This is a genomic window from Denitratisoma sp. DHT3, assembly GCF_007833355.1.
In the GTDB taxonomy this organism is placed as follows: domain Bacteria; phylum Pseudomonadota; class Gammaproteobacteria; order Burkholderiales; family Rhodocyclaceae; genus Denitratisoma.
The window spans coordinates 2970635-2992779 of record NZ_CP020914.1; the positions used below are offsets into that span (position 1 = coordinate 2970635).

The window sequence follows — 22145 nt, forward strand, 5'->3', positions numbered from 1 at the left end:
CCTCCCCCTCTCCGGGGGAGGTGATGGTATCGGCTCGCTGCGCTCGTATGTTTGGCTTGCCGTTTCAATTCGCAATTTCACGTTAACCACTCGCAAAGGGAGATGAATATGAACGCCAAGCTCGTGCAACGCCCCATCGCCGCCGCCGTTGCGGCCGCCCTGCTGGTTTCCGCCTGTGTAACCAACCCGGATGGCTCGATCAAGATGGACGATCGCGCCAAGGGCGCCCTGATCGGCGCCGTGGCCGGCTGCGCGCTGGCCAGCGCGTCGGGCAGCGATTGCGCCAAGGGGGCGGTGGTCGGCGCCGCGGTCGGTTTCCTGGTGGGCTGGTATTTCGAATCCAAGAAGGTGGCGGACGCCAAGCAGGTCAACGCCGAGTACCAGAAACAGAAGGTGGCGATCCCCAAGAAGGAGATCACGCCGGTTGCCTTCTCCAGCAAGGTCACCCAGGCCAAGCCGGATGCCAAGGGCGATCAGGAGGTGCAGATCACGTCCAGCACCGACCTGATCGGCTATGGCGACAAGGTGCCGGAAGTCCAGCAGAAATATGCGATCTACGACGAGAACAACAAGCTGGTGGAGGAGAAGATCGAGAAGCTGACGGCGGTCGACGGCGCCGGCCGCTACCAGACCAACTCCAAGTTCACCAAGCCGGCGAATGCCAAGGGCAAGAACTACACGGTGAAGACGGCCCTGATCGCCAACAACAAGACCTACAAGGAAAACAGCTACAAGGTGTCCTTCCAGGACGGCGGCGCCGTCATGCTGGCGTCGGTGCGCTGATAGAACGCTCGCCCCCCTTCGCCCCCTCCGGGGGGGGCGATATGGCTCGCTGCGCTCGGGTGTTTGGGGGAGCGCTGTGGGGGCACCGATGCGTTGCGGCTTCGCCGCGTGCCGCTTTTCCTTGCGGCGGCGCGGCGGAAAAGCTTCGTCGGGGCCGGGGTGAGGGGGGCGGGCATGGCCCGCTCCTGCGCGACGAGAAGGATTTTCGCCGTGCCCGCCGTGGTTTGCGGTCCGGCGGAAAAGTTCGTCTTTCAGGCCAATCCCTGGATCGCGCAGGCCGCGACCGTCTGGGCGCGGCCTTTCACTTGCAGCGAATGGCGCGCACCCACCCGCGCGATTCCGCCCGCCGCATCCACCGTCGCCTGGCTGGCGAGGATCGGCGCGCCGACTTCCTTGGTCATGCCTTCCAGGCGCGACGCGGTATTGACGGTGTCGCCGATCGCCGTGTATTCCATGCGGCTGCTGGCGCCGATGTTGCCGACCACGGCGTCTCCGGTGTGGATGCCGATGCCGATCTCGAATGGAGGCAGATCGCGGCCGGCGAAACGGCGCTCCATCCAGTGGCGGAAGTCCACGGCCACCTGGTGCAGCGCCACGGCGGCCCGCAGCGCCCGCGCCGCGTGGTCGTCCTGGCGCAGGGGGGCGCCGAATTCGGCCATGATGGCGTCGCCGATGAACTTGTCGATGGTGGCGCCTTCCTTCAGCAGGACCGCGCAGGCCCGTTCGAAGTAGGTGTTGAGCATCTCCACCACTTCCTTCGGGCTCAGCTTTTCCGACATCGTGGTGAAGTTGCGGATGTCGGAGAACAGCACGGTGACCCGTGTCGCCTGGCCGCCCAGTTCCGGCAGATCGGGAGACGCCAGCAAGGCCGTCAGCACCTGCGGCGACACGTAGCGCCCGAACAGGGCGTTCAGGTAGGAGCGCTCGCGTTCCTCGCGCGTCAGGCGCAGCAGGAACAGGGCGCCCAGCACGATGCCGATGCCGATGTGGAGATGCGCCAGCGGAAACAGCAGCATCCGGCCGTGAAGCCAGTAGGCGATCGCGGCCAGACCCAGGGCCAGCGCGGCGCCCAATGCCAGGGTCCGGGTCATCGGCAGGCGCATGCCCCAGAAGGCGAGCAGGCCGAAGGTGGCGGCGAACGCCAGCAGACGCAGCGCGGAAGGCAAGGGGTCGATGAAATGCCCGCCGAGCAGGGTCTCGACCGCGGACGCCTGGATCTCCGGCCCCGACATCAGCGCATTGGCCTGGCTCAGCGTGGTCGAGTAGGGCGTCGGATGCACGTCGTTCATGCCGGCATAGCCGGCGCCGACGACCACGACCTTGCCGGCCAGGGCGCGCACGGCCGGGTCGCGTTCCGCGCCGGGGGCCAGCAGCCGCTGGAAGGAGAGCGCGGCAATGCTGCCGGGGGGGCCGGCAAAGGCGATGGGCCAGGCGCCGTCCGCCGCGATGTCGCGGCCGCCGAAGCGCCAGCGATCGGCGTCCGGATTCTGGCCGGTATGGCGGATCGCCGCCAGCAGCGCCAGGGTGAGATGGGGCAGCCCGGCGATCCGGTGGGGCGTCCCCGTCATGGCGAAGCGCCGCACCACGCCGTCGCTGTCGGCCTCCAGATTGGTCAGGCCGACATGAGGGCTGAGCGCGTAATCCGGCAGGGAGAGCAGATAGTCCGGGCTGGGCAGCACGTAGTCGCCTTCCTTGCTGCCGTCGCCGATGCGGAATGCGGCCAGCAGGACGTTGCCCTGGTTGAGCTGGCGCCGGAAAGGCCGGTCGTAGCTGCGGGTGGCCTCATCGGGGGCCAGCCCCAGTTTTCCGATCCAGCGCTCGGGGCTGCCGCTGAACAGAAAGTCGAGCACGAGGGTCCTGGCGCCGACCGCCTGCAACGTTGCCAGCGCGCGGGCGAAATGCGGCGTCCAGAAGGCCAGCGGCTCGTCGGGCAGGGCCGCCAGCGTCGGATCGTCGATCATCACCAGGGCCACGTGCCGGGCCTCGCGGCGCTGGCCGGCGAGGCGATGCCAGACGTCGGTGTAGAAGGACTCGGCGCCGGCCACGATCTTGCTGCGATACAGCGATTCGCTGGCGACGCAGGCCAGGAGGGCGGCGCCGAGCGCCAATAGCCAGGTTTTGGTGGTCAGACGACGCATCGGAGTCACTTCATGGTAGCTACGTTATTGTTTCCTGAGTGAATACAATCGGAGCGCAAAAATACAGGTTGTGAATGAAGACCCAGTCACTGTCTGATGCTACATTTTCAGCATTCAATGAAGATGCTTTATTGTTTCCTTCTAGGAAACAATTGCTGGCGTAATGGCGCAATCAAACCGGGAAGGCCATGCCGGTGCGCATATAGCCGGCGATGCGTGGCGTGCGCTCGGCGTAGCCGGCACTGCTCTCGCCGATGCGAAAACCGCTCGCCTGAAGCAGTTGCGGTATGTCCCGGTTCAGATGGCAGCCGCCGAAAACGCGGTGCCAGAGCGGGTCGATGCGATCCTGCCAGCGCTGCACCGAGCGGTCCGGCGAGCGCCCGTGTTCCGCGAACAGCAGCCGGCCGTCGGGCTTGAGGACGCGCCGCATCTGCGCCAGCGCGGCGTCCACGTCGGGGATGGTGCACAGGGCGAAGGTCACCACCACGGTGTCCACGCTGGCGTCCGGCAGGGGCAGATCCTCGGCGCCGGTCTGGATCAGCTCCACGGCGAAGGGCAGATCGTTCACTCGCTGCCGGGCCAGCTTGAGCAGGGCCGCGCCCGGATCGATGCCGGTCAGGTGTTCGATCCGTCCGCGATCGTAGAAGGGCAGATTGTGGCCGGAGCCCACGCCGATCTCCAGCACCCGGCCGTGCGCGCGGGGCACGACGGCGGCACGCCGCTCGCGAATCACGCCCTGGTTGCAACCCCAGTCGATCAGGCGCGGCAAGATTCGGTTCTCGTAGAACGACATGGCGATCTCCTCAACGTGTGTCAGTCGCTTTTCCGCCGCAACCCCTCGGCGCCGCCGCGAAGTATCCCAAAATCACGGCGACACGGCGTGCCCGCTCCTACGGAGTTTATTGCGTCTGGCCGCTTTCGACAGGGCTTTTCCGCCGGGCCGTCCCAAGGGAAAGCGGCACGCGGCGAAGCCGCAACGCATCGGTGCCGCCACGAAGCTCCCCCCAAACATCCGAGCGCGGCGAGCCGTATCGAACCCCCCGGAGGGGGCGAAGGGGGGCGAGCCATGAAAGATCAGCCCAGAAACAGTTTGTAGGCCGGATTGCGGCTCTCGTCCCAGTACTGATAACCCAGAGTCTTGAGAAAGCCCTTGAACTCCTTCATCTCGGCGCGCGGCACCTGCATGCCCACCAGCACCCGGCCGTAGTCGGCGCCGTGGTTGCGGTAGTGGAACAGGGAAATGTTCCAGCCCCGGCTCATGTGGTCGAGGAAATTCAGCAGCGCCCCGGGCCGTTCGGGGAATTCGAAGCGGTAGAGCAGTTCGTCGTCGAGGGCCGGGGCGTGGCCGCCCACCATGTGCCGCACGTGCAGCTTGGCCATCTCGTCGTCGGTCAGGTCGAGGGCCGGCAGCTTGTGGCGGCGCAGGCTGTCCACCAGCTTCAGGGACTCGGCGCGGCTCGCCACCTGCACGCCGACGAAGACATGGGCCGCCGTGGCGCTGGAATAGCGGTAGTTGAATTCGGTGATGGCATGGCGGCCGATCAGGCTGCAAAAGCGCTTGAAGCTGCCGGGCTGTTCCGGGATGGTCACCGCCAGCACGGCTTCGCGCTGCTCGCCCACCTCGGCGCGTTCGGCGACGAAGCGCAGGCGGTCGAAGTTGGTGTTGGCGCCGGAGGCGATCGCCACCAGGGTCTTGCCCTTGAGCCGGTTCTTCTTCGCGTAGACCTTGGCGCCGGCGATGGCCAGCGCGCCGGCCGGCTCCAGGATGGAGCGGGTGTCCTCGAACACGTCCTTGATCGCCGCGCAGATGGCGTCGGTATCCACCAGGACGATGCCGTCGAGCAATTCGCGGCAGAGGCGGAACGTTTCCTCGCCGACGAACTTCACCGCCGTGCCGTCGGCGAACAGGCCCACCTGGTCCAGCCGTATCCGCCGCCCGGCCCTGATCGAGCGCGCCATGGCGTCGGCGTCGACCGTTTCCACGCCGATCACCTTGGTCTGCGGCCGCAGGCGCTTGACGTAGGCGGCGATGCCGGCGGCCAGCCCGCCGCCGCCGATCGGCACGAACACCGCGTCGATCGGCTCCGGATGCTGACGCAGGATTTCCATGCCGACCGTGCCCTGGCCGGCGATCACCTCGGGGTCGTCGTAGGGGTGGACGAAAGTCAGCCCCGCCTTCTTCTCCAGCACCTTGGCGTGGGTGAAGGCTTCGTCGAAGGACTCGCCGGCCAGCACCACCTCGCCGCCCCGCTTGCGCACCGCGTCCACCTTGATCTGCGGCGTGGTGGTGGGCATCACGATCACCGCCCGGCAGTTCATGCGCTGTCCGGCCAGCGCGACGCCCTGGGCGTGGTTGCCGGCCGAGGCGCAGATCACGCCGCGCTTGCGCTGGGCCGGCGTCAGGTGCGCCATCTTGTTGTAGGCGCCGCGCAGCTTGAAGGAGAACACCGGCTGCATGTCTTCGCGTTTCAGCAGGATGCGGTTCTGCGTTCGCGCCGAAAGATTGGCCGCCGGCTCCAGCGGCGATTCGACGGCGACGTCATAGACGCGGGCGTTCAGGATGCGTTCGAGATAATCGGGATACATGGGGGAAAACGGGCAGGAAAGTGGGGAAAATGTAGCATAGGAGCGCATTGGCCTAGCGCTCGATTTACCCGATTTACCCGATTCACCATTCGCCCGCCATCATGAAAACTTTCGTTCCCCCTTCCTTCTTGTCTTCCCTGCTGTGCTGGCTGGCGCTCGCGCTCCCCGCGACCGGCACCCAGGCCGGCGCCCTGCCGGAGACGGCGGCCGTTCCGGATGCCCATGCGGCCACGGCCGCCGCGCCGGGGGCGGAGCGCGCGCTGGACGCTTCGCCCCAGGCGCTGGAGCGGCAATTGCAATCCTTGCCCTGGGAGCAATTCCGGGCCGTGGTGGAGTCCGAGCCCAGACTCAAGGCGGACGTCGACGCCTACGGTCCTCTGGGCTGGGCCTACGTGCAGAAGAAATACCGGACCCATCCCTGGGCGCACAATATCGAGCGCCTCGAACCGGAACGCCGCCAGCAACTGGCGGCGAAGATCCGCGCCGTCGAAGCTTCCGTCGCGCCGCATGCCCCGGCGCACCCGGCCGAGACTCCGGGCGGCGCGAACCCGTGAGCCCGGCGGAATGGGTGGCGTCGTTTTCCGGTCCCGACACCGGCCTGGGCGGATTGTTCGTCGCCAGCTTCCTGGCCGCCACGCTGTTGCCGGGCGGCTCGGAACTGGCCCTCTACGCCTGGCTGCGCCTGCGGCCGGAAACACTGGGTGCGGCGTTGGCGCTGGCGACCCTGGGCAACACCCTGGGCGGCATGAGCACCTGGTGGCTGGCGCGGCGTTTGCCGGAGCGCGCGCTGGAGCGGTTTTCCAGCCGCCACTTGTCCTGGCTGCGGCGCTGGGGCCCGCTGGCCCTGGTCATGGCCTGGGCGCCCGTGGTGGGTGACGCCCTGTGCGTCGCCGCCGGCTGGTTGCGTCTGGCGGCCCTGCCTTGCGCGGCGTGGATGGCCCTGGGCAAGGGACTGCGCTACGGACTGGTGGCGCTGGGCGCGACGGCGTTCTGAGCATTCCGGGCAATGCGCCACCAATAGGCGGCCACCGCCAGGCCCGCCAGCCAAAGCCCGCCGATCGCCGCCCACCAGAAGCCGGCGGGGCCCCAGCCCAGGCCGATCATGCCGCCGATGCCATCCAGGCCCAGCATGACGCCGCCGCCGAGACCGACGCCCCACAGGGCCAGGGCGTAGATCGTCATCGGCACCAGCGCCTTGCGGTAGCTGCGCAGCAGATAGACCGCCACCGCCTGGATGGCGTCGGCCAGGTGATACAGCGCCACCAGCAGCAGCAACTGGCTGGCCAGCGCCCGCACGGCGCCGTCGCGGGTGTAGAGCGCGGCAATCGATCCGCTGCCCAGGGCCAGCAGGCTTGCCAGCACCAGGGCGCAGCCGAAGCCGAGGCGGAACCCCGTCAACCCGGCCCGCCGCGCCGCGGCCGCCTGGTTCCGCCCCAGCGCCTGCCCCACCAGCACCCCGGCGGCGTGGCCGATCGCCGTGGGCATCATGAAGAACAAGGCGGCCAGGCTGGCGGCGATCTGGTGGGCGGCCGACGCCACGGCGCCGAAGCGGGCGATGAACAGGGCCATGAAGGTGAACGCGGTGACATCCACCAGAAAGGTCGCGCCGATCGGCAGGCCCAGCCGCGCCAGCGCCGCCAGCCGGGTGCGCTCGGGCCAGCTCCAGCGGGCGAACAGGGCGTAGCGCCGGTAGTCCTCCTGCCGCCGGCACCAGACCCAGGCCAGCACGGCCAGGGTCCAGGCGATCAGGCTGGAGGCCACGCCGCAGCCCGCCGCGCCGAGGGCCGGCAGACCGAACAGCCCGCTCATGAACAGCCAGTTCAGCGGCACCTTCAGGGCGAGGCCGAGCAGGTTCAGCACCATCACCGGGCGCGGCCGGCCGATGCCGGCGGAAAAACCGTAGAACACCCGGAACACCAGGATGGCCGGCGCCCCCCAGGCCATCGCGTCCAGATAGGCGCGCACCTTGAGGGCCACTTCCGGGGAGAGCCGGGCAATGGCCAGCAGCGGATCGGGAAAGGCCAGCAGCAGCACGGTCAGCAGCGCCAGGGCGGCGGCCAGCCAGCCGGCCTGGCGCACCTGTTCGCCGATCTCGCCGTACTGGCGGGCGCCCTGCAGATGGGCGACGGTGGGCGACAGCGCCAGCAGGATGCCGGTGATGGAAATGAACAGCGAGGCGTAAATGGCGGAGCCGACGCCCACGGCGGCCAGGTCCGTGGCGGAGAGACGACCGGCCATCAGGGTGTCGATCAGGCCGTTGGCCATCACCGCCACCTGGGCGACGAAAACCGGCCAGGCCAGTCGTATGAGTTCACGCATGAAGACGGCTAGTCGACCAAATCGGCAACTCTACCGCCGAACGGCAGCGACGGCGGCAAAAAATTGGCGACAGTCTTTCAGACCTGTCGCCCCGAGATGGTCAGCGTGAAACAGCCGATTGAAACGGTCGCCAAAACTCCGGCTGTCGATGCGGAGGCGGCGCTAGCGGTTCATTTCCTGTTCAAAAGAAACGATAGGACAGCGAAATGCCGAGCATGTGCATTTTGTAGTCCGGGCTTGCCTGGTTGGTGCCGATGACGTTGGCCAAGGTGGCCGCTGAAACATCGTCATAGGCCCAGTCGTTGGACGTGTAGCGTTCATAAACGTACTTCAGATTGATGGATAGGTCCTTTTTCACCCAGTAGCGACCGAACAGGTCGAGTCGATTGAGTTTCGATGTGATGTCGGGCATTGGCAGGGCCGGTGCCGTGGCTGCAATGAGCGAACCCACGGCGACCCGGATTCTGCCGGTCGAGTCGGAATGGGTCACGTCGCCACCGAATTCGAAGGGGCCTTCAGGCTTGTAACGCAAACCGGCACCCATCGTGAAGGTGTTGTCCTGGATATCGGTCGTCCAGTGCCAGCCTGGATTGAGATAGTTGGCTTTGACCGCGCCCAGTTGCGCTGAGCGTTGATTGCTTTCGTATTTCTCCCAGGACGCAAACATGTGGGCGGTGAGCGCATCGGTCGCGGCAAGGCTGGCGTCGAAATTCGCCGCCCAGCCAGTGGCGTTGCGCAAGCCCAGTTCGGACTTGTAATAGTCGTCATTCTTATGATCGATGCTGAATTGAAGATCCAGGCGATCGATGGGGGAAAGATTGGCAAAGGCCCGCAACGTGTCACGCTTTCTGGGCGCCAGGAAGAATTTCTTCTGGGTCGGCACGTTGTCCCACAAGCCATTGTCCGCGGCATTGATCGGCAGAATGCTGGCGATGTAGGCCGGATCGCTGTAGCTCGCCAGGAAAGGCGCGCCGGCGTTGTAGGCGGAGGTCGTTCGATCGGACCAGACATAGGCCAGGCCGCCCGCGGCCATATCGTTGAACCGATGATCGACGCTGGCGTTGAAAGTGTGCTCGCGTTCTGAGCTGATGGCTTCGAACGTTTTTTTCACCCAGTCGTATTCATAGCCGAACTTCAGCTTGGTGTGCATCGTCAGCCGGTAGTCGAAATCGGCCTTGATCTGCTGTTTGGTGCTGCTGCCCGGAAGGTTGGTGCGAACCCTCGCCCTGTCCGCAATGGCTGGAACCGTGGAAACCTGATTCTGCGAATCCCCACCGATATACCAGTACTCTGACTGCGGCGTCTTGTTGTCACGGTCGTCGTAACGATAGCTGCCGGTGAAGTGCAACTTCGGTGTCAGCCGGGATGTGATCTTGAAGTCGGCGTGGGTGGTGTTGATCTTCCCATCGAGCGAACTGCGCGGCATCGCCGTGGTGACCAGCAAGCCCGAGTTGATCGAGTAGGGCAGGAAGCTTTCATCCTGGGTCATGCGGCCAAAGCTGAAACTGCCGGAAATCCGGGTGTCCTTCGAGTAGTTGTAGCCCCCGGAGGCATTGAACTGATGAAACTGGTTGTCCGGCGGCAGTCCGATCTGGCCAAAACCCAATGGATAGCCGACGGCAGGGTTCCCCCATGCCGTACCTGCGATGTTGGCGTAGGGGTTTTGCCAGGAAAGTGCCGTATTGGCATTTTTGAAAAAGGAACCGTAGTAGCCGAATTGCAGTTGCAGCTTGGCCGTGGTGTAGCGTGCGGTGGCCTCGAACTGGTCGGTGGTGTAGTCGACCGGTTCGGGAAGAATCACGGCGCGGGGGTTGCCGCCCGAATTGCCAATGACGGCCCCGATGAAGCGGTCTCCTTCCTTGGTGTCACGCTTGAAGTTGACGGCGATGTCCCAATTGCCGGACAGTGATTTCGTCAAACCCAGGGCCAGCGATTTGCGCAGGGTTTCAACGTCGTAGGACCGCATTCCGGTGGCCAGTGCGGTCATGCCCGTCGTGGCGTTGCTGGCGACCCAACCGGCAGGCAAAACCAGACGCGTGTCGCCGGGATTCACGAAGGGCGTCTGATAACTGTCAGAAAACAGCTTGGGTAGTTGGTCGTACTCAAGGCGAACGCCGAAATTGCCTTGCTGGCCGCCTTCGATTTTCAGGCTGCGGGAGTCCAGCCCAAGGTTTCGTCCATCGATCGTGAAGTATGAGGCATCGTTCTCGCCGCGCTGGACGACGCGGACGTTGGCAATCACCTGGTTGCCGGTATCGGCGTCGATGAAATCGCCAAATTTGTCGTTGCCGGTTGCGGTGACGTGGCGGACGCCCAGTTCGACCTCACTTTCCGGGCGGAGCATCCTGCGAACGTCGTCGGCATCATCGTCAGCCCATGCGTCGCCGCAGCAATTGAAACCGATGAACGCGATGGATACGGCCAGGACATTGGGTGTGAATCGAGTATCGATTTTGCGTGTCATGTCGGGTCTCCCTGCGATTAACGGGTGTAGCGCGAGCCGGACGGATGATTGGTGCCATGAACCTGCGTGTGGCAGTTGAGGCAGGCGCGCAGCAGTTGCTGCTGGGCGGGTGCAACGCCCCCCGAGGCGACGGACAGGCCGCGTCCGCTGTAGGCGGTTCCCGGGTGCTGGGTGAAGTCATGACACTGCTGACACAGATAAGGCGGTTTGGTCTTCAGCAGGGACGCATGATTCGATCCGTGCGGTGTGTGGCAATTGAGGCAGTTGTCGCTTGCGGGCGGGTGCTCCCACAGGAAGGGGCCACGTTTTTCGGCGTGGCAGGTGTAGCAGGTTTCGACAACGGTATTTTTTGCCAGCAGCTTCGGTCCGGACGACCCGTGCGGGTTGTGGCAGTCGGAACAGCCGACCTTGCCTTCCTTGATCGGATGGTGCGAGGCGCGGAACGACTGCGCACGCTGCTCTTTGTGGCAGGAGTAGCAGACTTCCCCCTGGGTTCTCTTGTCGCGCACCTTGTCATGCTGGGTGTGCACCTGGTGGCAGGAGGTGCATGCGAGATCGCCGCCGGCATGTTGGCTACCCGCCCAGTGCATCCGGTTTCCGCCTTGATGGCAACTGAGGCACGCCTCGTTCTGTACGTCGATGGGGGTGGTCGACCCTTTCTTGAAACCGCGGTCAACCTTTGGCCGATCTTTCAACCCCTGCGGATTTTCAGAGTGCAGGCGGCTTTCACCATGGCAGCCGACACAGCCGATGTTGCGGCCGTCGGCCCTGACGCCATGCTTGGTCTTGCCGATCGCAAACACGGGCGCGTTGTCATTTTCATCGTGACAGCCGGTGCATTTCGCATCGCCCTTGAAAATCACGTCGGCCGCCGGTTTTTTTTCTTCCGTCGCCTGTGCGCCGAAAGTGATGCCGAGTCCCAGGGATATCCCAAGAAGCCAAGCCACCACTGAATGCCGCAAGTTAGCCATAGGTCCCCCTTGATATGCGCTATCAGTCAAAATCAACGCTTTCCAACGAATGAGTCAAGCGACTTCATCCAATAACATGCCGGACGACATGGGCCGTTCGGCATGTTTCGGCTACTTGTTCTTGATGTCCAATTCCTGCGGCCCCGGGCCGCCCTCCGGCTCGTTATGGGCGATCGCGTAATGGCAATCGATGCAGGCCATTTTTTCGGTCTTGGCGCGTGCGTGCCTCACTTTCGCCTTTTCACTGGTTTCTGCTTTATCCAGGTTGTGACAGGCTTTGCATTCCCGCGAATCGCTCTGCTTCATGTAGGTCCATACACGAACCGCCATTTCGTAGCGCTTGGCCTCGAATTTCTCCTTGGTGTCGATCGAGTGTGAGACGAAATGCCCCCACAGATCGCGTGCCGCATTGATCTTGCGGAAATACAGTGGAATGCCGGTGCGCGGAACATGGCAATCGACACAGGTGGCGCGTACCCCGCTTCGATTGACGTCATGGATTGTGCCTTTGTACTCGTCCCGGTTGTAGGTCATTTCATGACAGGAACTGGCACAGAACTCCTCCGTACTGGTCAGCAGCAGTATGGTGCTGCCCGTTGCCACGATGCCCAGGCCGACGGCAATGCCGCCCGCAAGGAGCAGTAACGGACCCCACGGCCTGCCGCACCAGCTTCGCAATCTATCCGATAGTTTTTTCAGCATGCCCCCGCTCCCCATTCAGCGCCATGCCCAATGTGCACGGGGTCAGAGCGAAAGAATCCAGTTGATCAGATTCTTGATTTCCTCGCTGGTGGCCTTGATCTGCTTGTGTTCCTCTTCCTTGCCGTCGATCTTGACCTTGGGAGCTGTGGTCATGTGCTTGGTAAGCTTTTCCATGGCGTCGGGATCACCTTTGCGCTTGCTTGCCACTTCCTTGTAGGACGGACCATCCTTCTTTTTGTCGAGCGCATGACATTTGAAACAATCGTTCTTTTTCAGCAATGCCTTCGCTGCATCGGCATTCTGCGCCTGGGATGTCAGGGGAAGAAACGGCAGACACGCTATTGCCGTGACGATGGAAATCTTTCTCATGTGACCTATCCTCCTAAGCAGGCTTTCATGCCACGCCTTGTTGATTTGAATCGCTGCAAGGAGCGATTGCTTAAGGGAAGGTTAACGTTCTTCTGCTAGCGAGGTCTTGTTTTTTTACGAATGATCTTTTGCGCAAAAGTGCACACGTCATCATTCCTCATCGGTGATTCATGGCGTCCTGGGTTCACCCATGCGCGCCTCACGGGGGGAGATGCCGAAGTATTTCTGAAAGCTGCGTGAAAAATGGGCATGATCGCTGAACCCCCACGCATAAGCGATCTTGCAGATCGACAGACGACAATCCGCCTGCCTGAGCTGGTTGTAAGCCCGTTCGAGACGCTCTTTCATCACCCAACGCATCAGGGACTGTGGCTCGTCCTCGAACAGACGATGGATGTAACGAGCCGACAGATTGACGCCAGCGGCGATGAAATCGACGTTGAGCGAGGGAAGGTTCAGATGCGTAATGGCAAAGCGCTTGATGCTGCTCAGATGGTACGAGCGCAGCCCGGATGGGGGCGGTGTCGAAGCGCCACTCGATGATCGCAGGGTTGCATTCAGCAGGCTGGTCGTGAACGACGACAGATCCGCTGCGGAATCCGGTTCGTTGAGAACCGCGGCATGGGCCGCCAATGACCGCAGATAATCCGCCAGCACGGCGGCGGTTCCCGAGGTGGCGGGAATGGCGACATCGGAAAACGGAGTTCTGTCCCTGCGACTCGGATCGAGCATCGACTCCGGCAGAATGACGCAGACCTCCTGGTAATTCTCATGGAATTGTATGGTGCTGGGTGGGCCGATGCGATGTATGAAAAGATCGCCAGGCTTGACATGGGTTTCTCTGTCCTCGCTGTATGCGGTGTAGTGGCCCTGTATCTGAAGGTGTACGGCGATATTGCAGGCGCCGTCCGCTCCTTCCCTTCGCGTGGCGAGGTGGGCGCTGCCGCTGCCCTTCAGAAGAACCAGCGGTACTCCGTGTGCCGTTTCGGCTTCCATGTCAAGGCTGAACGCCTGATGCCGGTCGGGTGTGATCGCGTATTCGGCACCGAAGATTTCGGCTGTGCGTTCCTGCCACCAATCGACGCGGTCATCGACGGCAATTGCATCGGTCGTCAGCAACAAACCCATTTCAGCCTCCCCTCCGCGATGTCGTTGTCGTATTGATCGATCTCGGATGTGCGCTCTACCGATCTTGTCGATGCATCGGTTTTGAAAGCGGCGCCGCGCGTCTTTCGCAGTGCGGACGATCATCGTAACAAAGCATGTTTTTGTCAAGGATGATGGCTGATCAAACGCCTTGCCTCCCTCTTTCTCGTTGTTTATTCATTGGCAGGCGAGGGTGTCAGACACTCAGCGTGCAGGATTCCGATCCGCCAGCAGGCCCTCGGGGCGATCGGAAAAATCCCGCGTGTTGCCCTGCGCCCGGGTGAGGGTGGGAATCAGCGCGGGCTGATAGGCGTAACAGGCGCCGGTGCGGGCCTGCAGCCTCTCGTTGATCCCCGTGGGGAGGTTGTCCATGTCGAACAGCAGGGAGAGGGACACGATCAGGGTGCGGCGGGCGACGGTGATCGCCTCGATTTCGTCCAGGTCGCTGATCGAGGCATCCACCCAGCGCATCATGCTGCGCACGTTCTGCCCGGCGTGAGGCCCCGCGGTGATTTCATCGCCCTCCAGGGGCCAGTCCAGCGCCAGTTCGCCGTCGCGATGCAGCAGCAGCCGGCGCCGTCCGGAAAGGACGGGGCCGCGCGGCCCCACTTCGGCGCGGAAATTGTCGATGTGGACTTCCATGTCGTAGAGGCGCTGCGCGGTGCCCCGCGCGGCATGGGCGATGGCCAGGTTCGCCAGGTCGAACATGTGGGTGCATTGCTCGGCGCTGGCGGTGTGCCGGTAGGCGGCCTGGGGGTGGGGGGCCAGGGCCATTCCCACCAGGCGCGGCAGGTTGCCGGTCGCGCCCGGACACTGCGCCCACGGGCTGCGGACATGGGTGGTGTCGGCCTCCACCGCCACCACCCGGTGGCCGTCATGGCGCACGATGATGCCGAAACGGTGCTGGTTGTCTTCCACGTCGGCGCGCACCGAGCGGTCGCCGCCGACGATCAGGATGCGGCGGCGCAGGATCTTGCTCATGGTTTTTCCTCGATCAATTCGATCCTGTAGCCGTCGGGATCCTCGACGAAGGCGATGACGGTGCTGCCGTGCCGCATCGGTCCGGCCTCGCGCGCCACCTTGCCGCCGCGCCGGCGAATCGCCGCGCAGGCCGCGGCGGCGTCGGGCACCGCGATCGCGATGTGGCCGAAGGCATTGCCCAGCTCGTACGCGTCCACGCCGTAGTTGTAGGTCAGTTCGATCACCGCGCCGGCGGCCTCGCTGCCGTAGCCGACGAAGGCCAAGGTGAATTTTCCGTCTGGGTAATCGTGGCGGCGCAGCAGCCGCATGCCCAGCACTTCGGTGTAGAAGGCGATCGAACGTTCCAGGTCGCCGACGCGGATCATGGTGTGTAGCACTCTCATGTCGCTGCTCCTTGCAAGAAGGGCCGCTCCGGATTTTCCTGCCCCTTGAGGGGCGGTCGGCGCGAAGCGGCGATTTCGGGGGCGCTCAGATGATCGGGATCTCCGCTCCGCGCAGTTTGAGCTCGGCCCTCAGCGCGCGCCAGTCGGGGCAGCCGCGGGCCACTTCGGCCCAGAAGCGGGGACTGTGGTTCATCTCCCGCAGATGGGCCAGTTCATGCACCACCACATAATCCACCAGTTCCAGCGGCAGGTGAATCAGGCGCCAGTTGAGGCGAATGCCGCTCACCAGGCTGCAACTGCCCCAGCGCCCGCGGGCCGAGCTCAGGCTCAGGGGCGGCGGCGCGTGACCCATCCGTTCGGCGTAATGGGCCAGGCGCTCGCCGAACACCGCCAGTGCCCGGGTCTTGAGGGCGCGCCGCGCCAGTTCGTCCAGATCGCCGCCGTCGCGGGCCGCGAGTTCCAGCAGGGCGTCGCGCCAATGGAAACGGTTGGCGCCGCTCGTCACCCGCACGTCCACTTCCCCGCCGAGCAGCGGCAGGCGCTGTCCGTCGCGGATCGCCAGTTGGCGCAGCACCCGGCGGCTGGAGAATTCGTCGAGCTTGGCGATCACCCATTCGCCGTGGCTGCGGATGAATTCCTCGATTTCCGCCAGCGGCACGGCGCGGGGCGACCCCACCCGCAGGCCGCGCTCGTCGATGTGCATGGCAAGACGCCGCCGCTTGCCCTGGCGCAGCTCGTAGGCGACGACCCGCCCGCACAGCAGCACGTGCCGTAGTCGGGGAACGGGCGTGGCTGGGGGGAGCTGCTGGAACAGCGGGAGTTGCTCGGGAAGGTTCACGCGGCGGCGAATAGATCCTGGGTGGCGGCGGGCTGCGGCAGTTGGGCGACGGCGCGCGCAATCACCTGTTCGATGACTTGCGGCGTCTGCTCGATCAGGCGCCAGTGGCAACGCAGCCCCTTCCGGTCGGCTTGCGCCCAGTTGCCGCGCGCGGCGAACGATAGCTGCAAACGCGGCAGGGGGCGGCCTTGCTCGGCGGATTGGCGGGCGACGGCGGCATTCAGGATGCGCTTGGCCTCGGCGCGCAGCCAGGCTTCGGCGCTGTCGCGCACCTGCCGCGCGGTGGCTTCCGGCGGCAGTGGCAGATGCAGCACCGCGCCTTCCAGCCGCGCCTGCTTGCGGTCGGTGGCCAATTCGAGCGTGATGTGCTCCCCCAGATAGGCCAGGCGGGCGCCTTCGTGCCACGCCGCGTCGGGGTCGGGAGCCGGCGCCTCGAGCCGCAGCGCGAACTGTGGATTACGGGTTTTCATGGCGGTACAGGTGGGGGCTGATGTGGCGCATTTCGCCTTCGATCCAGGCTTCCGCCCGGCTGTTGATCTCGCTGGTGGAAAGACCGCGGCTGTCGAAGGCCGGGCCGATGCTGACGGTGACCGTGCCGGGCTGCTTGAGGAAGGCGTTCTTGCCCCAGGATTCGCCGGAATTGAGGGCCACGGGCACCACGGGCGCCTCGGCCTCGCGGGCGAGGAAGGCGCCGCCGGCCTGGTAGCGCCCCTTCTGGCCGGGCGCCATGCGGGTGCCCTCGGGGAAGATGGCGACCGAATAGCCCTGGCGGATGCGCTCGGTGCCGCGTTCCTTGAGCTGGCGCAGGGCATCGCGGCCGGCGTTGCGGTCGATGCTGATCATCGGCGTCAGGGCCAGCGCCCAGCCGAAGAAGGGCAGCCACTTGATCTCCTGTTTCCAGACGAAGATCAGGTCGCGGAAGATGGTCTGCAACACGATGGTTTCCCAGGCCGACTGATGCTTGACGAGCACCACGGCGGCGCCGGCGGGAATGTTTTCCCGGCCCCGCACCACGCAGCGGATGCCCAGCAAGTGGTCGATCAGCCAGGTGACGCTGCGTACCCAGGGCTGCGCCAGGCGCAGCCGGGCGTGATGCGGCAGCCAGAAGCAGAGCAGCAGCAGCAGCGTGACCGGCGGCGTCAGCAGCGCCAGGGCGGCCATGAACAGAGCGGAGCGCAGGGCGGCCATCATGCGGCGGTGATGTGCGCGACGGCGGCGGCGAGATCGGGGAAGACCAGGGTGTCGGGCGGCAGCGCCGGGTCGAGCCGGGTCTTCTGGCCTTTGCCGGTGAGCACCAGCATCGGCTGCGCGCCGACGCTGGCCGCGGCCTGCAGGTCGCGCAGGGAGTCACCGATGGCCGGCACGCCGGTGAGGTCGGTGCTGTAGCGGGTGGCGATTTCCTCCAGCATCCCGGGCTTGGGCTTGCGGCAGGCGCATTGGTCGACGTTGGTGTGCGGGCAGAAGAAAATGGCGTCGATCCGCCCCCCCACCTGGGCCACCGCCCGCACCATCTTTTCGTGGATCGCGTTCAGGGTGTCCATTTCGAACAGCCCGCGGCCGACGCCGGACTGGTTGGTGGCGACCACCACCCGGTAGCCCCACTGGTTGAGCCGGGCGATCGCCGCCAGGCTGCCAGCGATGGGCCGCCATTCTTCGGGCGACTTGATGAACTGATCGGAGTCGTGGTTGATGACGCCGTCGCGGTCGAGGATGACGAGTTTCATGGCGAGGGTGGCGATGCGGACGAGCCTGGGTTGTCGATCAATGGTGAGGGAGAGCGGCGGACGGCGAGGAGGAGAGAAGCGCGGCTTTTACTCCCCTCCTGCCGGCATCGCGGCGGCTCCGCTGCTAGAGGCGCGAAATGTCGGCCACCTGGTTCATCAGCCCGGCCAACTGATGCAGCAGCGCCAGACGATTGGCGCGCAGCAGCGGTTCATCGGCATTGACCATCACGTCGTCGAAGAACGTGTCCACCGCGCCGCGCAGGCCGGCCAGGGCGGTCAGCGCACCGGTGTAGTCGGCGTTGGCCACCTGCGAATGCACCTGCGGCGCGATCGCCGTCACCTGCGTGAACAGCGCCTTCTCGGCGCTTTCCTGGAACAGGGCGACATCCACTTCGCGGGCCGAGCCCTCGGCCTTCTTCAGGATGTTCACGATGCGCTTGTTGGCGGCGGCCAGGGCCTCCGCCTCCGGCAGGGCGACGAAGGCCTTCACCGCGGCGAGCTTGGCCGGTACCGCGTCGATGCGGGTCGGCATCAGTGCCAGCACCGCATCCACCAGCCGCTGCTCGTGGCCGGTGTCCTTCAGCAGATTGCGCAGGCGCTCCAGCATGAAGTCCAGCAGCTGGGCCTCGAAGCCGGTCGCCAGGCGGCCGACGGGGAAGGTGGCGGCGGCATCGCTGATCAGCGACGCCAGATCCAGCGGCAGCGGCGATTCCATCAGGATGCGCAGCACGCCCAGGGCGGCGCGCCGCAGGCCGAAGGGATCCTTGTCGCCGGTGGGGATCTGGCCGATGCCGAAGAAGGCCACCAGCGCGTCGAGCTTGTCGGCCAGGGCCACGGCGGCGGCGACGTTGCCGGCCGGCAGGCTGTCGCCGTTGAAGCGCGGCTTGTAGTGGGCTTCGATGGCGTCGGCCACGGCCGGGGCTTCGCCGTCGTGGGCGGCGTAGTAGCGACCCATGATGCCTTGCAGTTCGGGGAACTCGCCCACCATGTCGCTGACCAGGTCGGCCTTCGCCAGCAGCGCGGCGCGCTCGGCCTGGGCGGCATCCACGTTGAGGCGGCGGGCGATCGCGCCGGAGAGCTTCACCAGCCGCTCCACCCGTTCGCCCTGGCTGCCCAGCTTGTTGTGATAGACCACCTTGGCGAGCTTGGCGACGCGGTTGGCGAGCGGCGTCTTGCGGTCGGTTTCAAAGAAGAACTTGGCGTCGGCCAGGCGCGGTCGCACCACGCGGGCGTTGCCCTCGACGATGTTGGTCGGGTCGGCCACCGCCATGTTGGAGACCACCAGGAAGCGGTTGGTGAGCTTGCCGGCGGCATCCATCAGGGGGAAGTACTTCTGGTTGGCCTGCATGGTCAGGATCAGGCATTCCTGCGGCACGGCGAGGAATTCCGCCTCGAAGCCGGCTTCGTACACCGTCGGGTGCTCCACCAGGGCGGTGACTTCGTCGAGCAGGGCCTCGTCCCGCAGCCACGTCAGGTCGCGGCCCGCGGCGGCCTGGTCGAGCTGCGCGCGGATCATGTCGCGTCGTTGTTGGTAGCAGGCCACCACCTTGCCCTGGTCGAGCAGGGTCTGGGCGTATTCGTCGGCGTCGCCGATCTCGATCGCGCCGCCGTTGCCCATGAAGCGGTGGCCGCGGGTGGCGCGGCCGCTCGCCAGACCCAGCACCTCGCCGGCGACGACGGCCGAGCCATGGAGCATCACCAGGCCGTGCACCGGACGCACGAACTGCACTTCGGAATCGCCCCAGCGCATCAGCTTGGCCACCGGCAGCTTCTTCAGCGCGGCCTCGACGAAGCCCGCCAGATGCAGCGACAGCGCCTCGCCGGTCCTGGCGATGCGGGCGACGAAATACTCGGCCTTGCCGTCGTTCTGCTTCTCCAGTTGGGCGAACTCGACGCCGGCCGAGCGCATGAAGCCTTCCAGCGCCTTGGTGGGCTTGCCTGCGGCGTCGACGCCGGAAGCCACGGCCGGGCCCTTCTTCTCGATCACGCGGTCGGGTTGCGTCGCCAGCACGTCGGAAAATTGAAGCGCCAGACGGCGCGGCGTGGCGAACCAGCGACTCTCGCGCCCCTCGTTACCGGCCTCGACGAAGCCGGCCTCGATCAGGGATTTCTGCACCTGCTCATGGAAGGCCTGGGCCAGGCGGGCCAGCGACTTGGGCGGCAGTTCCTCGGTGAGGAGTTCGATCAATAGTGTCTGTTTCATGTCACTTCCCCTGGGCGCACATGGGGAAGCCGAGACGTTCCCGCGAATCGTAGTAGGCCTGGGCCACTTCCCGGGCCAGGGCGCGGACGCGGCCGATGTAGGCGGCGCGCTCGGTGACGGAGATGGCGCCGCGGGCATCCAGCAGGTTGAAGGTGTGGGAAGCCTTCATCACCATCTCGAAGCCGGGCAGGGGCAGGTTCAGGCCCATCAGGCGCTTGGCTTCGGATTCGTACTTGGCGAACTGGGCGAACAGCCAATCCACGTCGGAGTGCTCGAAGTTGTAGGTGGATTGCTCCACCTCGTTCTGGTGATAGACGTCGCCGTAGGTGACGCCGGGCGCCCACACCAGGTCATAGACGTTCTCCACGCCTTGCAGGTACATCGCCAGGCGCTCGATGCCGTAGGTGATCTCGCCCAGCACCGGCTTGCAGGGCAGCGAGCCCACTTCCTGGAAGTAGGTGAACTGGGTGACCTCCATGCCGTCCAGCCACACTTCCCAGCCCAGGCCCCAGGCGCCCAGGGTCGGGCTTTCCCAGTCGTCCTCGACGAAGCGGATGTCGTGCTGGGCGGTGTCGATGCCCAGCGCGCGCAGCGAATCCAGGTAGAGGTCCTGGATGTTGGGCGGATTGGGTTTCAGCACCACCTGGTACTGGTAGTAGTGCTGGAGCCGGTTGGGGTTCTCGCCGTAGCGGCCGTCCTTGGGCCGGCGCGAAGGCTGCACGTAGGCTGCGCGCCAGGGCTCGGGGCCGATCGCGCGCAGGAAGGTGGCGGTGTGGAAGGTGCCGGCACCGACCTCGATGTCGTAGGGCTGAAGCAGGACGCAGCCTTGCTGGTCCCAGAAATTCTGCAGGCGGAGGATGACCTCCTGGAAGGTGGGTTTTGCGGACATGGCCGTGCGCGGAAATTGGCGAAAGGCGCGATTTTACAGACTTTGGGATGCGGCCGCCGGGGGCCGCCGGCATCCCGCGGAGCACCGTCGCGCGGGATTCCTCAAGGGCCGGCCGGGTGGGGGATGCGGTCGCTGAAGGAACAGTCGCTGTCGTGGATGTGGCCCGGGTAGTGGGATGCCAGGGCGTGGCACAAGTCCGGCTTGAACAGCCACTCGCCGGTGGGGCTGACGAGCAGGCGAGCGTCGATCGGGGTGTCCGTCTCCCGATAGATTTCCAGCAGGCTCACGCCGTCGGGCCGGATGCCCTGGCGATGCAAGTGCGCGAGCAGGCCGCAGATGGTGTCGGAGAAATAGGACTTGTATTCGCCGCCGTCGTCGAACAGGGGCACCCGCGCCTCGTAGGTGTAGGGCAGGCTGGAATCGTATTTCGACTTGGGGCCGAACATCTTGGCGAGGAAACGCATGATCGATCTCCTTCGACGGATCCAGAATTATCAATTCTACGCTGCGTCCGCGGCGCCGGCCGCGCTGCCGGATTTCAGGAAAAGCGCGAGAAATCCGGCGCGCGCTTTTCGAAAAAGGCGGTCACGGCCTCGGTGACCTCGGGGCCGCCCAGGCGGCGCATGAAGACTTCGGCCTCGGCCGCCAACGCGTCCTGGATCGCCGCCGCTTGGGCGCGGCGCATCAGGTCACGGGTGTCGCGCACCGCCCCGGGCGGCAGGGCGGCCAGACGGCGCGCGGCATCGAATGCCTTTTCTCGCACCTCGGCCACGGGCAGGGCCTCGTTGGCCAGGCCCCATTCCGCCGCCTGGCGGCCGCTGTAGTTTTCGCCCAGCAACAGGACCTGAGCGGCCCGGGCGCGGCCGACGCGCTGCGGCAGCAGCAGGCTGGAGGCCAGTTCCGGCACCAGGCCGAGGCGGGTGAAGGGCATCGAGAGCAGCGCGTCCTCGGCCACGTAGACCAGGTCGCAATGCAGCTGCAAGGTGGCGCCGATGCCGACGGCGCTGCCTGTCACCGCCGCGACCAGCGGCTTGCCGTAGTTCTGCAGCAGATCGAGGAAGCGCGCGACCGGCGGCGGCGGCGCGCCATCGGCCGGCGCGCCGAGGAATTCCTCCAGGTCGTTGCCGGCACAGAACACGCCGGGCTGACCGGTGAACATCACCACCCGTACCGCCGGATCGGCTGCCGCTGCCTCCAGGAATTCGGCCATGGCGGCGTACATCGGGCCGTTGATGGCGTTGCGCCGTTCGGGTCGATTGAATTCGATGATGCCGACGCCGGCGTCGATATGGGTCAGGATGTGCATGGTCGGGCTTTCGATGAGTGCGAGCCCTATTCAAGCACAAGCGGCGGGATTGCTCGGCGCCGCGTTGCCGCCTGATGGAAGGCGAAGCTCACGACCCAGGCCGGGCGCGGCGCTCAGGCCACGATCAGGGTGGCGAACCGGTGCTGCGCGATTCGACGCGGATGGTGGCGATGGCGGGCAGGCAGGGAGGGGGCGGGGAGAGCGGCCTGAAGCCGTCGGCCCGAGTCCGGGTTGCGAGTTTCTGCGATTGTGACAAGCGTTTTGCGTCCTCAGCCTTGGAGCGCAAATTCCGAGGGCCTTGTTGATTGTTGATAATAATTATCATTATAATAAGCGCGAATTT

At 65.3% G+C, this 22145-nt stretch carries 22 protein-coding genes; 3 read left to right on the top strand and 19 right to left on the bottom strand.

What is annotated here, in order from left to right; all coding sequences use genetic code 11:
* The first annotated feature begins 108 nt into the window (after positions 1-108).
* The gene (locus B9N43_RS13690; RefSeq protein ID WP_186453833.1) at positions 109-783 is read left to right on the top strand and encodes a glycine zipper family protein; all 675 of its coding nucleotides are present in this window, start codon (positions 109-111) and stop codon (positions 781-783) included.
* A 251-nt stretch (positions 784-1034) separates the two neighbouring features.
* Here B9N43_RS13690 and B9N43_RS13695 read toward each other — a convergent pair whose 3' ends face one another.
* From B9N43_RS13695 to ilvA, 3 genes are all read right to left on the bottom strand, one after another.
* Entirely contained in the window at positions 1035-2921 is a 1887-nt protein-coding gene (locus tag B9N43_RS13695; RefSeq protein ID WP_145842747.1) for an adenylate/guanylate cyclase domain-containing protein, read from the bottom strand.
* 172 nt (positions 2922-3093) lie between these two features.
* Positions 3094-3714: a class I SAM-dependent methyltransferase gene (locus tag B9N43_RS13700; protein WP_145842748.1), complete on the bottom strand. Its 621-nt coding sequence runs from the start codon at positions 3712-3714 to the stop codon at positions 3094-3096.
* A gap of 281 nt (positions 3715-3995) precedes the next feature.
* The gene (ilvA, locus tag B9N43_RS13705; protein ID WP_145842749.1) at positions 3996-5507 is read right to left on the bottom strand and encodes a threonine ammonia-lyase, biosynthetic; all 1512 of its coding nucleotides are present in this window, start codon (positions 5505-5507) and stop codon (positions 3996-3998) included.
* A 101-nt stretch (positions 5508-5608) separates the two neighbouring features.
* Between ilvA and B9N43_RS13710 the strand changes: the two genes are divergently transcribed.
* Both B9N43_RS13710 and B9N43_RS13715 read left to right on the top strand, forming a co-directional pair.
* Positions 5609-6061 carry a hypothetical protein gene (locus B9N43_RS13710; RefSeq protein WP_145842750.1) on the top strand — a complete coding sequence of 151 codons (453 nt, stop codon included), beginning with the start codon at positions 5609-5611 and terminating at the stop codon, positions 6059-6061.
* Entirely contained in the window at positions 6058-6501 is a 444-nt protein-coding gene (locus B9N43_RS13715) for a YqaA family protein (RefSeq protein WP_261379335.1), read from the top strand. Before B9N43_RS13710 ends, B9N43_RS13715 begins: the two co-directional genes overlap by 4 nt.
* Here the strand turns inward: B9N43_RS13715 and B9N43_RS13720 are convergent.
* The 16 genes from B9N43_RS13720 to B9N43_RS13795 form a co-directional block, all read right to left on the bottom strand.
* Positions 6465-7826 (bottom strand): MATE family efflux transporter, encoded by a 1362-nt coding sequence (locus B9N43_RS13720; RefSeq protein WP_145842752.1) that lies wholly within the window; start codon positions 7824-7826, stop codon positions 6465-6467. The genes B9N43_RS13715 and B9N43_RS13720 overlap by 37 nt on opposite strands.
* Positions 7827-8007: 181 nt before the next feature.
* Entirely contained in the window at positions 8008-10290 is a 2283-nt protein-coding gene (locus B9N43_RS13725; RefSeq protein ID WP_145842753.1) for an MtrB/PioB family decaheme-associated outer membrane protein, read from the bottom strand.
* A gap of 17 nt (positions 10291-10307) precedes the next feature.
* Positions 10308-11261, bottom strand: a complete 954-nt coding sequence (locus tag B9N43_RS13730; protein ID WP_145842754.1) for a DmsE family decaheme c-type cytochrome — start codon at positions 11259-11261, stop codon at positions 10308-10310.
* A gap of 111 nt (positions 11262-11372) precedes the next feature.
* Positions 11373-11963, bottom strand: coding sequence for a NapC/NirT family cytochrome c (locus B9N43_RS13735; RefSeq protein WP_145842755.1), 591 nt, complete (start codon positions 11961-11963; stop codon positions 11373-11375).
* A gap of 42 nt (positions 11964-12005) precedes the next feature.
* The gene (locus B9N43_RS13740) at positions 12006-12332 is read right to left on the bottom strand and encodes a c-type cytochrome (protein ID WP_145842756.1); all 327 of its coding nucleotides are present in this window, start codon (positions 12330-12332) and stop codon (positions 12006-12008) included.
* 168 nt (positions 12333-12500) lie between these two features.
* Positions 12501-13460, bottom strand: coding sequence for a helix-turn-helix domain-containing protein (locus B9N43_RS13745; RefSeq protein WP_186453834.1), 960 nt, complete (start codon positions 13458-13460; stop codon positions 12501-12503).
* 222 nt (positions 13461-13682) lie between these two features.
* Entirely contained in the window at positions 13683-14459 is a 777-nt protein-coding gene (locus tag B9N43_RS13750; RefSeq protein WP_145842758.1) for a DUF2889 domain-containing protein, read from the bottom strand.
* Positions 14456-14842 carry a lactoylglutathione lyase gene (gene gloA / locus B9N43_RS13755; protein WP_145842759.1) on the bottom strand — a complete coding sequence of 129 codons (387 nt, stop codon included), beginning with the start codon at positions 14840-14842 and terminating at the stop codon, positions 14456-14458. The genes B9N43_RS13750 and gloA overlap by 4 nt, the downstream gene beginning before the upstream one ends.
* Before the next feature lie 85 nt (positions 14843-14927).
* Positions 14928-15680, bottom strand: a complete 753-nt coding sequence (locus tag B9N43_RS13760) for a M48 family metallopeptidase (protein ID WP_222428742.1) — start codon at positions 15678-15680, stop codon at positions 14928-14930.
* Positions 15677-16150, bottom strand: coding sequence for a YgjP-like metallopeptidase domain-containing protein (locus B9N43_RS13765; protein WP_145842760.1), 474 nt, complete (start codon positions 16148-16150; stop codon positions 15677-15679). Before B9N43_RS13765 ends, B9N43_RS13760 begins: the two co-directional genes overlap by 4 nt.
* Positions 16137-16871: a lysophospholipid acyltransferase family protein gene (locus tag B9N43_RS13770; RefSeq protein WP_315904547.1), complete on the bottom strand. Its 735-nt coding sequence runs from the start codon at positions 16869-16871 to the stop codon at positions 16137-16139. Before B9N43_RS13770 ends, B9N43_RS13765 begins: the two co-directional genes overlap by 14 nt.
* Positions 16868-17404, bottom strand: coding sequence for a D-glycero-beta-D-manno-heptose 1,7-bisphosphate 7-phosphatase (gmhB, locus tag B9N43_RS13775; RefSeq protein ID WP_145842761.1), 537 nt, complete (start codon positions 17402-17404; stop codon positions 16868-16870). Before gmhB ends, B9N43_RS13770 begins: the two co-directional genes overlap by 4 nt.
* Positions 17405-17528: 124 nt before the next feature.
* Positions 17529-19607 (bottom strand): glycine--tRNA ligase subunit beta, encoded by a 2079-nt coding sequence (gene glyS, locus B9N43_RS13780; protein WP_145842763.1) that lies wholly within the window; start codon positions 19605-19607, stop codon positions 17529-17531.
* A gap of 1 nt (position 19608) precedes the next feature.
* Positions 19609-20496 carry a glycine--tRNA ligase subunit alpha gene (gene glyQ / locus B9N43_RS13785; RefSeq protein ID WP_145842764.1) on the bottom strand — a complete coding sequence of 296 codons (888 nt, stop codon included), beginning with the start codon at positions 20494-20496 and terminating at the stop codon, positions 19609-19611.
* Between the two features lie 101 nt (positions 20497-20597).
* Positions 20598-20960 carry a hypothetical protein gene (locus tag B9N43_RS13790; RefSeq protein WP_145842765.1) on the bottom strand — a complete coding sequence of 121 codons (363 nt, stop codon included), beginning with the start codon at positions 20958-20960 and terminating at the stop codon, positions 20598-20600.
* Between the two features lie 74 nt (positions 20961-21034).
* Positions 21035-21802 carry an enoyl-CoA hydratase gene (locus B9N43_RS13795; protein WP_145842766.1) on the bottom strand — a complete coding sequence of 256 codons (768 nt, stop codon included), beginning with the start codon at positions 21800-21802 and terminating at the stop codon, positions 21035-21037.
* Between the last annotated feature and the right edge of the window lie 343 nt (positions 21803-22145).

What these genes read in the sequence shown, in the direction of transcription:
- B9N43_RS13730 (WP_145842754.1), bottom strand. Translation starts at nt 11,261, where the DNA reads ATGGCTAACTTGCGGCATTCAGTGGTGGCTTGGCTTCTTGGGATATCC.
- ilvA (WP_145842749.1), bottom strand. Translation starts at nt 5,507, where the DNA reads ATGTATCCCGATTATCTCGAACGCATCCTGAACGCCCGCGTCTATGAC.
- B9N43_RS13690 (WP_186453833.1), top strand. Translation starts at nt 109, where the DNA reads ATGAACGCCAAGCTCGTGCAACGCCCCATCGCCGCCGCCGTTGCGGCC.
- glyQ (WP_145842764.1), bottom strand. Translation starts at nt 20,496, where the DNA reads ATGTCCGCAAAACCCACCTTCCAGGAGGTCATCCTCCGCCTGCAGAAT.
- B9N43_RS13735 (WP_145842755.1), bottom strand. Translation starts at nt 11,963, where the DNA reads ATGCTGAAAAAACTATCGGATAGATTGCGAAGCTGGTGCGGCAGGCCG.
- B9N43_RS13710 (WP_145842750.1), top strand. Translation starts at nt 5,609, where the DNA reads ATGAAAACTTTCGTTCCCCCTTCCTTCTTGTCTTCCCTGCTGTGCTGG.
- B9N43_RS13740 (WP_145842756.1), bottom strand. Translation starts at nt 12,332, where the DNA reads ATGAGAAAGATTTCCATCGTCACGGCAATAGCGTGTCTGCCGTTTCTT.
- B9N43_RS13745 (WP_186453834.1), bottom strand. Translation starts at nt 13,460, where the DNA reads ATGGGTTTGTTGCTGACGACCGATGCAATTGCCGTCGATGACCGCGTC.
- B9N43_RS13700 (WP_145842748.1), bottom strand. Translation starts at nt 3,714, where the DNA reads ATGTCGTTCTACGAGAACCGAATCTTGCCGCGCCTGATCGACTGGGGT.
- B9N43_RS13695 (WP_145842747.1), bottom strand. Translation starts at nt 2,921, where the DNA reads ATGCGTCGTCTGACCACCAAAACCTGGCTATTGGCGCTCGGCGCCGCC.
- B9N43_RS13725 (WP_145842753.1), bottom strand. Translation starts at nt 10,290, where the DNA reads ATGACACGCAAAATCGATACTCGATTCACACCCAATGTCCTGGCCGTA.
- gmhB (WP_145842761.1), bottom strand. Translation starts at nt 17,404, where the DNA reads ATGAAACTCGTCATCCTCGACCGCGACGGCGTCATCAACCACGACTCC.
- B9N43_RS13750 (WP_145842758.1), bottom strand. Translation starts at nt 14,459, where the DNA reads ATGAGCAAGATCCTGCGCCGCCGCATCCTGATCGTCGGCGGCGACCGC.
- B9N43_RS13720 (WP_145842752.1), bottom strand. Translation starts at nt 7,826, where the DNA reads ATGCGTGAACTCATACGACTGGCCTGGCCGGTTTTCGTCGCCCAGGTG.
- gloA (WP_145842759.1), bottom strand. Translation starts at nt 14,842, where the DNA reads ATGAGAGTGCTACACACCATGATCCGCGTCGGCGACCTGGAACGTTCG.
- B9N43_RS13790 (WP_145842765.1), bottom strand. Translation starts at nt 20,960, where the DNA reads ATGCGTTTCCTCGCCAAGATGTTCGGCCCCAAGTCGAAATACGATTCC.
- glyS (WP_145842763.1), bottom strand. Translation starts at nt 19,607, where the DNA reads ATGAAACAGACACTATTGATCGAACTCCTCACCGAGGAACTGCCGCCC.
- B9N43_RS13795 (WP_145842766.1), bottom strand. Translation starts at nt 21,802, where the DNA reads ATGCACATCCTGACCCATATCGACGCCGGCGTCGGCATCATCGAATTC.
- B9N43_RS13765 (WP_145842760.1), bottom strand. Translation starts at nt 16,150, where the DNA reads ATGAAAACCCGTAATCCACAGTTCGCGCTGCGGCTCGAGGCGCCGGCT.
- B9N43_RS13770 (WP_315904547.1), bottom strand. Translation starts at nt 16,871, where the DNA reads ATGATGGCCGCCCTGCGCTCCGCTCTGTTCATGGCCGCCCTGGCGCTG.